This is a genomic window from Streptococcus infantis, from assembly GCF_019929575.1.
In the GTDB taxonomy this organism is placed as follows: Bacteria; Bacillota; Bacilli; order Lactobacillales; family Streptococcaceae; genus Streptococcus; species Streptococcus infantis_L.
In genome coordinates this window covers 62,096-75,183 of record NZ_JAHZPU010000007.1, presented here as the reverse complement: position 1 = coordinate 75,183, position 13,088 = coordinate 62,096, and the positions used below count along the sequence as shown (strand labels likewise).

Below are 13,088 nucleotides of genomic sequence, written 5' to 3'. Positions count from 1 at the left end.
TATACTGTTTTTTGCAACTCTAGTATATCAGATGAACATGTCTTTTGTGTTGCACTTCATTTTACAACAGGGCAAAATTTAAAATTTCTTATTATAAACTTCATAGAAATACGGGTTAAGAAATTGTCTTTAGCATCGTCTACACATCTAGTATAGCATAATTCAGTTGATTGACCCTCAAGTCTTTATATGAAAAAACGAATAGAAATGGATAGCTATTCGTTTTAAGATTTTTATTTTACTTTTCTTGCTAACATAGTTGCAAAGCGTAGTTGGATACGATTGCCATTTTCGTCACGACGGTGGAGATGACCAGGATTTTCATTGTACTTGATCAATTCCCAGTCCTGGTAGTAATTGGCCAACTCACCCTCTTTGAAGGTAAATGGGAAGTTGACTGAGCAAGGATAATCCTCTGTATCCATAGCACACACAATCAAATTGTAACCTCCAATTGAGGTTTGTTCCTGCATGTTTCGGATAATAGCTGGAATGCGATCTGCTTGTAAAAACATGAGAACAACAGTCGATACGATAAAATCGTAAGTTTGCCCAATGCTAGCTGAATTGATATCGTAGATACCGACAGGCATTTCTAAATCTTCTTGCTCCACAATGCTTTGCAAGATTTCAAGAGATAGCTCATTTTGATCTACAGCTGTGACATCAAATCCATGTTGAGCTAGAAAAAGCGCATTTCTTCCTTGGCCACAACCTAGGTCTAGTGCCTTACATGGTTGGACCGTCTGCATAGCTTCTAAAACTTCCGAATGAACTGGATTGCTATTGTATTTCTTAGGGAAATAATCCTCCGGTTTACAATAGAATTCCAAGTACCATTCCACATCATCTGTAGCTGCTTCTACTCTGTGCCAGGCTTGAGGTTGCGCCATAGGATTATCAGCACCTGCTTCAAAGAGATGCTCAGCTATAATTTCTCCCTCCTCGGTCAACTCAATAAACTTAAGAGTCCCTTTTAATACAGTAATCTTGCCCCAGGTTCCGACCTTAGTATTGTGTTTTCTTTGAACAGCTTCTGGCATGGTGTCTTTATTCCAGACTGGCATGCGTTTGTATGCAACTAGTTTTTCCATTTTATATATTCCTTCTATCGATGATTGACAGCTTTCATGACACGCGCAATATCACGATCTTGCTCACGACGTTTAATTGACTCACGTTTATCGTAATCGTGCTTCCCTTTTGCAAGTCCTAAAAGTAACTTGGCATAGCCATCTTTGATATAAACTTTAAGAGGAACCAAGGTCATCCCTGTCCCTTTGGTTTCTTGTTCTAATTTCTGGATTTGTTTTTTATGAAGGAGAAGTTTACGACGACGTTCGGGTTCCTGATTCCAGATATTGCCCTCTTCATACGGAGCGATATGAACATTACTCAACCAAACTTCGCCGTTTTTCACTTGAGCAAACCCATCTTTCAAATTGATACGAGCTGCTCGAACACTCTTGATCTCAGTTCCTGTCAGGACCATTCCTGCTTCTAGCGTATCTACGATTATATAGTCGTGGTGCGCCTTTTTATTTTGCGCGACGACCTTTCCCTCGCCCTTTGACATGCTTGGCTCCTTTCTTTGCTACTTCCTTGTAAAAAGGTTTCTTGCTTTTTTTCTTCTTGTCTTTTGGAGAATGTTTGCGCTTTTCACCTAAGCGACCAGATTTTCTCTTGTCTTCTTTCTTATCTGAACGACGCCCTCTATCCTTACGACCAGAGTCTTTCAAACCTTTCTCAATGACATCAAATTCACTTGGAATAAAGGAGAAATCAATCTCTCCTGTCATCTTATCCGCTCTTTCAACTCGAATGCGAATCTGCTGTCCCACACGGAAAGTTGTCCCTGATTTCTCACCACGAAGCGTCAAGTCACGTTCGTTAAAATGATAAAACTCAGGTAGACTTGTGATGTGGATCAAGCCTTCGACTGTATTTGGCAATTCAACAAAAAGACCAAATTTAACAATACTTGAAATAACTGCATCATACTCTTCACCAACATATTCTTCCATGTATTCAGCTTTTTTCATGGCTTCGACTTCACGCTCTGCTTCGATAGCACGGCGCTCACGGTTGGAAGACTGGGTGGCAATCTCAGGAATGACCTGTTCAAAATGAGCTGCTACTTCTTTAGAACGTCCATAGTCACGAATCATCCGATGAACAAGAAGGTCAGGATAACGACGAATTGGGCTGGTAAAGTGAGTGTAGTAGTCTGCAGCTAATCCATAGTGACCGTGATTATGCTCAGAATAACGAGCCTGCTGCATGGAACGCAGAAGCATCATGGATAATACATCCGCATATGGCTCACCTTCAACAGCACGCATGATGTCTTGAAGTGCTTCCTGACTAATCTCACTGGCAGTTCCATAGATACGTAATCCAAAACTTGAAGCGTAATCAATAAATTTCTGAACTTTTTCAGCTTTAGGTTCCTCATGGATACGATAGATAAAAGGTAGGTCCAGCTTGCTAAAGTGCTCGGCAACTGTTTCGTTTGCAATCAGCATAAAGGACTCAATCATACGTTCAGCAACACCACGATGACGAAGAACAATATCTACTGGTTTCCCTTGCTTGTCAACCAAGATTTTAGCTTCATTGGTATCAAAATTGAGAGCTCCACGCTTAATCCGCATACCTTCAAGAATTTCATGAAGCTTGGCCATGAGTTCGATGCTAGGAACAATTTTCTTATACTCTTGTCTCTTCTCCTCATCACCTGCTAGGATGTCATTGACAGCACTATAGGTCATACGGAAACTTGTTTTGATAACTGTCTGCGTAATAGTATAATTACGAACCCGACCATGTTTATCAATTTCCATAATAGCCGATTGGGTCAAACGATCTACTTGAGGATTAAGAGAACAGATACCATTTGAAAGGCGTTCTGGTAGCATTGGAACTACACGGTCTGTCACATAGACAGAGGTCGCACGATTGAGGGCTTCCTTGTCGAGGGCAGAACCCTCTGTTACATAGTATGAAACATCAGCGATATGAACTCCAAGTTCAAAATTTCCATTCTTCAATAGCTTGATGTGAACTGCATCGTCTAAGTCCTTGGCATCGGCTCCATCTATGGTAAATGTAATTTCATCTCTCAGGTCCAGACGGCCTTCCATGTCTTTTTCGGATGGAGCATCAGGTACACTTTCAGCTTCATTGAGAACTGCCTCCGGAAACTCTGAGACAATATCCATTGATTCCAAGACCTCAAGAACGTCAATTCCTGCATCTGTTGAATGTCCAACCACATCTAGGACACTCGCCACAAAGAAGTCATGTTTCTTACTTGGGTACTTGTCAATAAAGACCTTGAGTACTTCTGTCCCTTCTAGTTTGAGAGATGGCTTTTTCACATAAATCGGTTGACTTATTTTTTGGTTTTTAGAACGGATATAACCTGCATACTTAGGCTTTTCCTCATCGAGAATAATTTGCCCAACAACTGTCGTTAGACTGTGCTCTAGGATGTCGACAATCTTTGCTTCTGCTGCAGTTCCTTTGTTACGGTCAGCAACTTTCTTAATGACAACTTCAACAGTATCACCATCTATGGCATAGTTAACATCACTTTTTCCAACAAAAAGATCGTCTTCTTCGCCTTCAAGACTTACAAAACCGAACCCATTTTTATGGGCATGGAAAATTCCTTTTAGGGTAATCTCATGTTTTTTCTTCTGTTCTAGGGTTAAACTACCATCCTCTTCAAAGCGAATCTGGTGCTTACGTTCCATCAAGGAAAGAGTTTTGATTAACTCACGGAAGTCCTTTGAACCATCCTTCCCGAGAGCACTGGCCAAGTCATTAACTGTGACACTCCCCTTCTCTTGTAAATATTCTTTTATTCTATCTTTCATGTTTACTTTCTAGATTTATAATATTTTCTTTTTGGTGTAAAACCTTATTTCTTTTAAAAATAAAAATAGGCAAAGACCTAGTCCCGCCCATTATTTTCTTATCTACTTGATAATACCGTCAATGCTAAGGCAATGGCTAGCCAGAAAAAGACTAAAATTCCTGTCAAACGTTGCATCACAGCTTCAAAACCGCGCGCTTTGCTACGTTCAAACAAATCACCTGCACTGGCATCAAATACATTGCTAGATTGGTTTTTAGTTGGTTGCATGAAAATTGCAATCACAATCACAACAGATAATACTAATAGAATGGTTAATAATAGGTTATACATATCAAACTCCTTAAAATCCCTATTATTCTACCATAATTTCTACTTAGATTCAAGATGTAGAGTCACTTTTCTTTCTTTAGGGCAATACTTTAAGACCTCAATCTTGTCTGGATGGGTTTTGGAGTTCTTACTGGTTAGATAATTGATGCTGCCACAAGAGGAGCATTTGAGATTGATTTTTACTCGCACTAGATTTCCTTCACTTTTAATAATGTTCTAAATTGGATAAGGTTAAATAAACAACTGAGAGCTACACAAAGAGCTGTTGCATAAAATACTGAGTGATAGCCAAATTGTCCCGCTACTGCTGAACCTGCTAAGGGACCTATCACTCCTCCTAGATAAAAGAAGACTTGATTAAAGGCAAATACCCTTGAAATGCCAACTTTAGGAGTCATTTTGCTTAGGAGAGCATTGACACCAGGGATCAGAGCTCCTGTCCCCAAACCAAATAGAAAGCGATAGAAGCCTAATTGGAATGGGCTAGTCGCATTTGCACATAATAGATATATGAAAACTGAATATACCTGAGCTACGACAAGGAGTCGATGATTCCCCACTTTATCACCTAGTTTCCCCATGATACCTGCACTCATCATACTTGAAAATCCCATGCTGGATACAATCAAACCAGAGACAAAAAGAAGGTTCTCTTTCTGTCCCAGATCTCGTACATACAGGGCAAGGATGGGACCGATAGATTGAGCAGCAAACTGAATTATAAAACTGGTTAGAAATAGATTTATCAAGAGAAAAGGATATTTAACAGAAGTAAAGAGCTCTTTGGTAGGGAGTGCTTTTTCTTTTGGCACTGGTTGAAAGTTTTCTTTGATAAAAAGAATGGTTAAGATAGCTGCCAAGAACAGGAAACCACCAACCAATAAAAAGACATTTCGAATTCCAAAAATTTCGGCAATGAAACCACCGACAAAGGGACCAGTCAAAGTTCCAGCGACAACACCAGTTGATAAAGTCCCTAGAGCGTATCCTGACCTATCTTTGGGAACTTGACTTGCAATTAAAGCTGTCGCATTGGGTACAAATCCTGTGAAAACTCCATTAAGAAAGCGTAAGAACAAGAGCCAGAAAACATTTGGAACAAAGGCCAGACCTCCCATAGTAATAGTCATGGCTAGCCCTGCACGAATCATCATGGGTTTTCGACCATACTTATCTGCTAATATTCCCCAAATTGGTGATACAAAGGCTGCAGAAATGGCTGAGACTGATATAGCTAAACCTGAATAAAAGGCAACTTGATCTCCTTCAATTCCTAACTGTTCGACAAAAATAGGCATGAAAGGAACAACGAGAGAAATGCTGGCTCCTGTTAAAAAACAACCAAACCAAGCAATACGAAGATTATCCTTCCAACTAATCTCTTGCATGGGCATCGCCTCCTTCAAGTAAGGTCACTACTTGACTCAAAAGCTGCTCTCGACTGCCGTTATTGTCTAATATATAAGTAGCAAATTTCTTCTTTTCTTCTAAAGGCCACTGTGAAGCTAAACGAGTTTCAGCTGACTCTTTGGATAACTGATCACGGTTCATTAAGCGATCCAGCTGGGTATCTCGCCTTACATAAACTAGCCAAGTTTCATCGAACCATGAAGCATAGTCCTGTTCAAAAAGTAATGGAATATCCATAAAAAATAGTTCTTCTGTTTCACTGAACTTGTCTCTCAAAGATCCCAATTCTTCACGGATGATTTGTCCTTGAGTTTCTTTAGACCATTCTTTCTCATCAGAGTTAGAAAAGATCAGACTGGCAAGTAATGGTCGATTCAATTCCCCATCTTCTAGAAGGACTTTTTCACCGAAATGCTCTACTAAAATCTGATAAAGGCGACCACCAGGTTTTTGAAGTTGGTGAACAAGCGCATCCGCATCTACCACTTCAAAACCTTTTTGTCTTAGAAAATTTGTGACGGTGGACTTCCCGGATGCAATACCACCAGTGATTCCAATAATTTTTCCCATCACTTTCTCCTTTGACATTTTGGGCAAAAATGGGTTCCACGACCACCGAGTTGAATTTTTTCGATAATGGATCCACAACGTGAACAAGCTTGTCCAGCTTTATCATAGACCTGATGAAAGTCCTGCATGGTTCCATCTTCACCAAAAGCATTGGTATAGCTACGAATCGTTGAACCACCCTTTTCAACAGCCTTTCCTAAAACCTTAATCGTTTCATCATGGACTTTTCTGGCCTCTTGAGCAGTTAAACTGTTAGAAAGTCTAGAAGGGTGAACCTTGGCCCTCCAGAGAACTTCATCCACGTAGATATTTCCTAATCCAGCAACCAAAGTCTGGTCGAGAAGATGCGATTTGATAGGTTTTTTAGATTTCTTCAAGGCACCTATAAAAATCTCTAAGTCAAAATCCTGTTCAGTAGGTTCTGGTCCAAGCTTTTTAGATACAAAGTAAGCATCTAAGAGTTCAGGCGCCAACAGTTCCATAGTCCCAAATTTGCGGACATCCTCATAAACTAAAGTACCACCATCTTCAAACTGGATGAAAATATGAGCATGCTTACGTTCAGGAACATTGGTTGGATAATAAAAATACTTGCCTTCCATCCGTAGATGAGAAATCAAGACCTTATCTGTCAGGAAGAAAAGTAAATACTTGCCACGGCGCCCCATCGATTGAATTTCTTGACCAGGCACTTCATTTTGAAACTCGTCCAAATCTGTCTTAATCATCTTGGGATAGCGAATTTCTATACTCGAAATCTTCTTACCCAGAATCAATTTTTCCAAGCCTCGTCGAACCGTTTCGACTTCAGGTAATTCAGGCATAACTCCTCCTTCTCTAAAAACAAGAAGCAGGCTACTGCCCACCTCTTCTTAATATTCTTTTTCGTTATAGCCAAAGTCAGCCAAATCTAGCTTCTTATCTCGCCAGTTTTTCTTAACCTTGACCCAAGTTTCTAGGAAGACCTTGTCTCCTAACATGAGCTCGATATCACGACGGGCCATAGTCCCAATTTTCTTGAGCATGGCACCACCTTTACCGATGACAATCCCTTTTTGGCTATCACGTTCGACCATGATGGTTGCTCGGATATGAACTTTATCGGTTTCCTCATCTCGTTTCATAGAATCAACCACTACAGCAACTGAGTGTGGAATTTCTTCACGAGTTAAGTGTAAGACCTTTTCACGAATCATCTCAGAAACCAAGAATCGTTCTGGATGATCAGTAATTTGATCCGCAGGGAAATATTGGAAACCTTCCTCAAGATTTTCACTGAGAATATCGACTAGACGAGAAACGTTATTTCCCTGAAGGGCTGAAATAGGAACAATTTCCTTGAAATCCATCTGATTACGGAAATCATCAATTTGAGCCAAGAGCTGGTCTGGATGAACCTTGTCAATCTTATTGACCACCAAAATTACAGGAACTTTAGCAGCCTTAAGACGCTCGATAATCATATCGTCGCCCTTACCACGCGCCTCATCTGCAGGCACCATGAAAAGTACGGTATCCACTTCACGAAGAGTGCTATAGGCAGACTCCACCATGAAGTCTCCAAGAGCCGTTTTTGGTTTGTGAATTCCCGGCGTATCAATAAAGACAATTTGTTCCTTATCAGTGGTGTAAATCCCCATGATTTTATTGCGCGTTGTCTGCGCCTTATCACTCATGATGGCGATTTTTTGCCCCATAACGTGATTCAAAAAAGTTGACTTCCCTACATTTGGACGTCCTAAAATGGCTACAAAGCCTGATTTAAATGTCATAATTTCCTCTTACTGTTTAAAATAATAAATCCCAAATCCGTGGGAGAAAGATGAGTGCACCTGTCAAAGCGGCAAAAAGAGAAACTACAAGCACAGCACCAGCTGCCATGTCTTTAGCTTTTTTTGCCAACATAGAAAAGTGATAGTGACTAGCCAAATCTACTACATTTTCAATAGCTGAATTAATAATCTCAAAAGCTACTACCATGAAAATGCTCAAAAGTAGAAATAACCATTCGATTCGTGACACCTGAAAAACAAAACCTGCAAGGACAACTATTAGAGCCGTCACTGCATGCTTTCTCATGTTACGTTCTTCCTTAATCGCAGTAAAAATCCCTGTAATGGCAAATTCTAAACTGGAGATTAGGTCACGATTTTTCCATTTTCGTTTATTGTCTTGTGAGTCCATAGGCTGTCAAAATTTCTTCTTGTAAACCGAACATCTCCGCTTCTTCCTCGGGAGTGTAGTGATCATAGCCGTTAATGTGTAAAAAGCCGTGCACTGCCAAGAAGCCCATTTCACGTTCAAAACTATGACCGTACTCCTCAGCTTGTTCATGTGCCTTATCAATGGAAATGAAAAGCTCACCAATATAAGCATCAAATTCTGACATCATATCTGCCAAGTCGGGATCATTTTCCAGATCTTCCTCATCAAAGGCAATCTCTAACTCAGGCTTATATTCAAGACTGATAACATCTGTTGGACGATCGGTATCACGAAACTCTAGATTGAGTTCATGGCTTCGTTCGTTGGTCACAAATGTGACCGCCATTTCCTTGTCTTCTTTTCCAATTTTTTTTGCAGCAAATTCTAAAATTTCCTGTGTTTGTTCTAAAATTTCTTTTGAAACTTGTCCAGTTTCATCTACCATTTCAATATACATGTGCTTCTCGATTCTCTTTACTTGGCTTTATTATATCACATTTCTATGATTTTATTCTACCTTTTTGATATAATACTATGGAATACATTCACGAGGAGAGAACCATGTCATTTGATGGATTTTTTTTACACCACATGGTTGAGGAATTGCGAACCGAACTACTAAATGGTCGCATCCAAAAGATTAATCAACCCTTTGACCAAGAACTGGTCTTGCAAATCCGTAGCAATCGTAAAAGTCATCGTTTGCTCCTGTCTGCCCATCCAGTTTTTGGACGCATTCAGTTAACAGAGTCCACCTTTGAAAACCCTGCTCAGCCATCTACTTTTATTATGGTATTGAGAAAGTATCTTCAAGGAGCAGTTATTGAATCAATCGAGCAGATCGAAAACGATCGTATCGTGGAAATCACGGTTTCCAATAAAAACGAGATTGGGGACCATATCCAGGCCACGCTTATTATCGAGATTATGGGCAAACACAGCAATATTCTCCTTGTAGATAAGAGCAGTCACAAAATTCTTGAAGTTATCAAGCACATCGGTTTCTCTCAAAATAGCTATCGTACCTTATTACCAGGTGCTACTTATATCGCTCCTCCAAGTACAGAAGCTCTCAATCCTTTTAGGGTCAAGGACGAAAAACTCTTTGAGATTCTACAAACCCAAGAGTTAACTGCTAAAAATCTTCAAAACCTCTTTCAAGGTTTGGGAAGAGATACAGCAACCGAGTTAGAAAGACAACTGCTTAATGATAAACTAGCCACTTTCCGGAACTTCTTTGGACAAGAAACCAACCCTTGCCTAACAGATAAATCCTTTTCTTGTGTGCCTTTTTCTAGTAAAACAGCGGAAAATTTTGACAGTCTTTCACAATTACTTGATATCTATTATAAGGATAAAGCCGAACGTGACCGTGTGAAACAACAGGCTAGCGAACTCATACGTCGCGTCGAAAACGAACTACAAAAGAATCGTCAAAAACTGAAAAAGCAAGAAAAAGAACTGCAGGCTACCGAAAATGCTGAAGAATTTCGTCAAAAAGGTGAGTTACTAACCACTTTCCTTCATCAAGTTCCCAATGACCAAGATCAGGTCATTTTAGAAAACTACTACACCAACCAGCCTATCACGATTGCACTTGATAAGGCTTTAACTCCAAACCAAAATGCTCAACGCTACTTCAAACGCTATCAGAAATTAAAAGAAGCTGTTAAATACTTGACTGACCTGATTGAAGAAACCAAGGCAACCATTCTCTATCTAGAAAGTGTCGAAACGGTACTCAATCAAGCCGGACTCGATGAAATTGCTGAAATTCGTGAAGAATTGATCCAAACAGGATTTATCCGCAGAAGACAAAGGGAAAAAATCCAGAAACGACAGAAACCAGAGCAGTATCTAGCTAGTGATGGAAAAACGATCATCTACGTGGGGCGCAATAACCTACAAAACGAGGAATTGACCTTTAAAATGGCCCGTAAAGAAGAACTCTGGTTCCACGCTAAGGATATCCCTGGAAGTCATGTTGTTATCTCAGGCAATCTCAATCCTACTGATGAGGTTAAAACAGACGCAGCAGAACTTGCAGCCTACTTCTCTAAGGGACGTCTCTCAAATCTCGTTCGGGTAGATATGATTGAAGTTAAAAAACTCAACAAACCAACTGGTGGAAAACCTGGTTTTGTCACCTATACTGGGCAAAAGACCCTCCGTGTCACACCAGACCCTGAAAAAATTCAGTCCATGAAAATCAAATAAAGTCTTGTATACTGGTGGGCTGTTACTGCTATAGACTCAAATAAAAATGGGAGGTGCGTTCAATGCTACGGCATATCAAATCTATTTTAACCATAATATTCGGAGCAGCCATTTATGCCTTCGGACTCACATATTTTGTTGTGCCCCACCACTTATTCGAGGGTGGAGCAACGGGAATCACCTTGATTACCTATTATCTCTTTAACATCCCTATCTCCGTGATGAACCTCATCATCAATATCCCATTATTCATTTTAGCCTGGAAAATATTTGGTGCAAAGACCCTATACAGCAGCCTGCTTGGTACTATTTCCTTATCCATTTGGCTAGCAATCTTTGAAAAGATTCCTCTCAGCTTTAATCTTGAGGGAGATCTAGTTATCGTTGCCTTGGTTGCGGGTGTTCTTTTGGGACTTGGTCTAGGCGTTATCTTCAATGCTGGTGGTACGACTGGTGGAACAGATATCGTGGCTCGAATTCTGAACAAGTATACCAATATCTCCGTGGGGAAATTACTCTTTGCACTAGACTTCCTCATCTTAATGCTCATTTTAATTATCTTCCAAGACCTTCGTCTCGTTACTTATACACTTCTATTTGACTTCATCGTCTCAAGAGTTATTGACTTGATTGGTGAAGGCGGATATGCGGGCAAAGGTTTTATGATTATCACTCAAAAGCCTATGGAAGTGGCAGATAAAATCAATGAAGAATTAGGTCGAGGTGTCACCTTCATATCTGGGCAAGGTTACTACAGTCAAAAAGATTTAAAAATTATCTACTGTATCGTAGCAAGAAATGAAATGATTAAGATGAAAGAACTGATTCATACGATCGATCCTAGAGCCTTTATTACCATCACTGAAGCTCATGAAATTCTAGGAGAAGGCTTCACCTTTGTAAAAGAAGAAACTTCCTAACACATAGACAACAAAAATAGTAACTTCGAATTTGAAGTTACTATTTTTTGATGATAAAAACGGAAGAAACAAATCTTCCGTTTTACAAATTATTATTTTTCAGCTGTAAGTGCAGCCATTGTGATGTAATTGTATGGTTTGTTGAAGTGTGGCAAGAAGAATAGGTCTGTCAATGCCAATTTTTCAATTGTAACATGTTCTTGGATAGCCAATGAGAACATGTGAATTCCCATGCTGATTGCTGAATCACGAGATACCATTTGAGCACCAAGGATTTCACGGCTGTCTTTATCAAAGACAATCTTGATTGCTACTTCATAGTTGTCATGTTTCATAAATTCTGGTTTTTGAAGATCGTTGAAGCCTGTTTCGGCAGCATTGTATCCTGCAGCTTTAGCTTTTTCAAGAGTCAAGCCAGTTGAAACCATGTGAAGACCATAGATTGAGATACCGTTTGATCCTTGAACACCGATTCCTTCAAGTTCATGTCCACAAGCATTGTAAGCACCTACGATACCAGTACGTACAGCATTTGATGCAAGAGCGATGTAGCTAGTGTCTTTACGAGCGTTGTCATAAACAGTCGCACAGTCACCCACAGCAAATACTCCTGGAAGTGATGTTTCTTGTTTCTTGTCTACAAGGAAGGCACCGTTGCGGAAGAGTTCAATCTTGCCATCAGCAAGAGCTGTATTAGGACGGAAACCAACTGCAAGAACAACCATGTCAACATCGAATGTTTCTTTGTCAGTGATCAAGCGTTCAACTTTACCGTCACCTTCGATAGCTTTTACAGTTTGACCAAGTGCCAAACGGATGTTGTGGTCTTCCAAGTTCTTAGCCATCAATTGAGTGAAGTCTTTGTCGTAGTAACCGTTCAAGACTGTGTCTACGATGTCTACAAGGACAACTTCTTTTCCAAGTCGTTCGAATGCTTCAGCAAGCTCAACACCGATGTATCCACCACCGACAACAGCGATACGCTCAAGATGTTTGCTCTTGTCAGCAAGTTTGTTGATAACCTCTTCTGCGTTTTGGTACAATTTAACGAATTGTACATTTTCAAGAGTTGCTTTGAATTCGCGGTTACCCTTAACAATTTCAACACCTTCGATTGGTGGCAAGATTGGAGTTGAACCTGTAGCAAAAATCAATTTTTCGTATGATTCTTTGTGTTCTTTTCCATCAACTTCAGCAGTTACAACTTTGTTATCATAGTCAATTGAAAGAACTGGTGAGTTCATATAAACTTTAGCACCTTTTGCTTCCAATTTTTCTTTATCTGAGTAGAAGAGACCTTCTGGACCATCGATTTGCTCACCAATCCAAAGAGCCATTCCACATCCTAGGAATGAAATGTTTGAGTTTTGGTCAAAGACAACGATTTCATTTTCACTTCCAAAATTGTCCAACATAGTGTTGATACAAGCAGTTCCAGCGTGGTTAGCACCCACGACTACGATTTTACTCATAAGATAATTCCTACCTTTAATTTTTTATTTACCTTTCTAGTATATCATTATCTGTGAGCGTTTACAAGCTTTTTGACTAGT

General features: G+C 39.9%; 14 protein-coding genes. 2 read left to right on the top strand and 12 right to left on the bottom strand.

Translation table 11 applies throughout. The features are described 5' to 3' along the window. Positions 1-233: 233 nt before the first annotated feature. The 11 genes from tehB to ybeY all read right to left on the bottom strand — a co-directional run bounded on the left by tehB (position 234) and on the right by ybeY (position 8,855). Positions 234-1,094, bottom strand: a complete 861-nt coding sequence (gene tehB / locus K1I67_RS04085; protein WP_223338894.1) for an SAM-dependent methyltransferase TehB — start codon at positions 1,092-1,094, stop codon at positions 234-236. Between the two features lie 14 nt (positions 1,095-1,108). After that, positions 1,109-1,576 (bottom strand): SsrA-binding protein SmpB, encoded by a 468-nt coding sequence (smpB, locus tag K1I67_RS04080; protein ID WP_223338893.1) that lies wholly within the window; start codon positions 1,574-1,576, stop codon positions 1,109-1,111. Further along, on the bottom strand, positions 1,539-3,881 hold the full coding sequence (gene rnr / locus K1I67_RS04075; protein WP_223338891.1) for a ribonuclease R: 2,343 nt from the start codon (positions 3,879-3,881) through the stop codon (positions 1,539-1,541). The genes smpB and rnr overlap by 38 nt, the downstream gene beginning before the upstream one ends. A gap of 98 nt (positions 3,882-3,979) precedes the next feature. Continuing rightward, positions 3,980-4,213 (bottom strand): preprotein translocase subunit SecG, encoded by a 234-nt coding sequence (gene secG, locus K1I67_RS04070; RefSeq protein WP_000282514.1) that lies wholly within the window; start codon positions 4,211-4,213, stop codon positions 3,980-3,982. 39 nt (positions 4,214-4,252) lie between these two features. Further along, entirely contained in the window at positions 4,253-4,402 is a 150-nt protein-coding gene (rpmG, locus tag K1I67_RS04065) for a 50S ribosomal protein L33 (protein ID WP_001809104.1), read from the bottom strand. After that, positions 4,402-5,601 (bottom strand): multidrug efflux MFS transporter, encoded by a 1,200-nt coding sequence (locus K1I67_RS04060; protein ID WP_223338889.1) that lies wholly within the window; start codon positions 5,599-5,601, stop codon positions 4,402-4,404. Before K1I67_RS04060 ends, rpmG begins: the two co-directional genes overlap by 1 nt. Continuing rightward, positions 5,588-6,193 carry a dephospho-CoA kinase gene (gene coaE, locus K1I67_RS04055; protein WP_223338888.1) on the bottom strand — a complete coding sequence of 202 codons (606 nt, stop codon included), beginning with the start codon at positions 6,191-6,193 and terminating at the stop codon, positions 5,588-5,590. The genes K1I67_RS04060 and coaE overlap by 14 nt, the downstream gene beginning before the upstream one ends. After that, entirely contained in the window at positions 6,193-7,017 is an 825-nt protein-coding gene (mutM, locus tag K1I67_RS04050) for a DNA-formamidopyrimidine glycosylase (RefSeq protein WP_223338887.1), read from the bottom strand. The genes coaE and mutM overlap by 1 nt, the downstream gene beginning before the upstream one ends. 48 nt (positions 7,018-7,065) lie before the next feature. After that, positions 7,066-7,965: a GTPase Era gene (gene era / locus K1I67_RS04045; protein WP_223338886.1), complete on the bottom strand. Its 900-nt coding sequence runs from the start codon at positions 7,963-7,965 to the stop codon at positions 7,066-7,068. A gap of 16 nt (positions 7,966-7,981) precedes the next feature. Further along, positions 7,982-8,377 (bottom strand): diacylglycerol kinase family protein, encoded by a 396-nt coding sequence (locus tag K1I67_RS04040; protein ID WP_000378151.1) that lies wholly within the window; start codon positions 8,375-8,377, stop codon positions 7,982-7,984. Beyond that, complete coding sequence (gene ybeY, locus K1I67_RS04035; protein WP_000275150.1) at positions 8,358-8,855, bottom strand: rRNA maturation RNase YbeY; 498 nt, start codon at positions 8,853-8,855, stop codon at positions 8,358-8,360. The genes K1I67_RS04040 and ybeY overlap by 20 nt, the downstream gene beginning before the upstream one ends. Before the next feature lie 104 nt (positions 8,856-8,959). Here ybeY and K1I67_RS04030 point away from each other — a divergent pair, with 104 nt between their 5' ends. Together K1I67_RS04030 and K1I67_RS04025 are read left to right on the top strand one after the other, a co-directional pair. Further along, on the top strand, positions 8,960-10,615 hold the full coding sequence (locus K1I67_RS04030; RefSeq protein WP_223338885.1) for an Rqc2 family fibronectin-binding protein: 1,656 nt from the start codon (positions 8,960-8,962) through the stop codon (positions 10,613-10,615). A 62-nt stretch (positions 10,616-10,677) separates the two neighbouring features. Then, positions 10,678-11,535 (top strand): YitT family protein, encoded by an 858-nt coding sequence (locus tag K1I67_RS04025; protein ID WP_223338884.1) that lies wholly within the window; start codon positions 10,678-10,680, stop codon positions 11,533-11,535. Between the two features lie 92 nt (positions 11,536-11,627). Here K1I67_RS04025 and nox read toward each other — a convergent pair whose 3' ends face one another. After that, complete coding sequence (gene nox / locus K1I67_RS04020; RefSeq protein ID WP_223338882.1) at positions 11,628-13,007, bottom strand: H2O-forming NADH oxidase; 1,380 nt, start codon at positions 13,005-13,007, stop codon at positions 11,628-11,630. Positions 13,008-13,088: the final 81 nt, after the last annotated feature.

What these genes read in the sequence shown, in the direction of transcription:
- tehB (WP_223338894.1), bottom strand. Translation starts at nt 1,094, where the DNA reads ATGGAAAAACTAGTTGCATACAAACGCATGCCAGTCTGGAATAAAGAC.
- smpB (WP_223338893.1), bottom strand. Translation starts at nt 1,576, where the DNA reads ATGTCAAAGGGCGAGGGAAAGGTCGTCGCGCAAAATAAAAAGGCGCAC.
- rnr (WP_223338891.1), bottom strand. Translation starts at nt 3,881, where the DNA reads ATGAAAGATAGAATAAAAGAATATTTACAAGAGAAGGGGAGTGTCACA.
- secG (WP_000282514.1), bottom strand. Translation starts at nt 4,213, where the DNA reads ATGTATAACCTATTATTAACCATTCTATTAGTATTATCTGTTGTGATT.
- K1I67_RS04060 (WP_223338889.1), bottom strand. Translation starts at nt 5,601, where the DNA reads ATGCAAGAGATTAGTTGGAAGGATAATCTTCGTATTGCTTGGTTTGGT.
- coaE (WP_223338888.1), bottom strand. Translation starts at nt 6,193, where the DNA reads ATGGGAAAAATTATTGGAATCACTGGTGGTATTGCATCCGGGAAGTCC.
- mutM (WP_223338887.1), bottom strand. Translation starts at nt 7,017, where the DNA reads ATGCCTGAATTACCTGAAGTCGAAACGGTTCGACGAGGCTTGGAAAAA.
- era (WP_223338886.1), bottom strand. Translation starts at nt 7,965, where the DNA reads ATGACATTTAAATCAGGCTTTGTAGCCATTTTAGGACGTCCAAATGTA.
- K1I67_RS04040 (WP_000378151.1), bottom strand. Translation starts at nt 8,377, where the DNA reads ATGGACTCACAAGACAATAAACGAAAATGGAAAAATCGTGACCTAATC.
- ybeY (WP_000275150.1), bottom strand. Translation starts at nt 8,855, where the DNA reads ATGTATATTGAAATGGTAGATGAAACTGGACAAGTTTCAAAAGAAATT.
- K1I67_RS04030 (WP_223338885.1), top strand. Translation starts at nt 8,960, where the DNA reads ATGTCATTTGATGGATTTTTTTTACACCACATGGTTGAGGAATTGCGA.
- K1I67_RS04025 (WP_223338884.1), top strand. Translation starts at nt 10,678, where the DNA reads ATGCTACGGCATATCAAATCTATTTTAACCATAATATTCGGAGCAGCC.
- nox (WP_223338882.1), bottom strand. Translation starts at nt 13,007, where the DNA reads ATGAGTAAAATCGTAGTCGTGGGTGCTAACCACGCTGGAACTGCTTGT.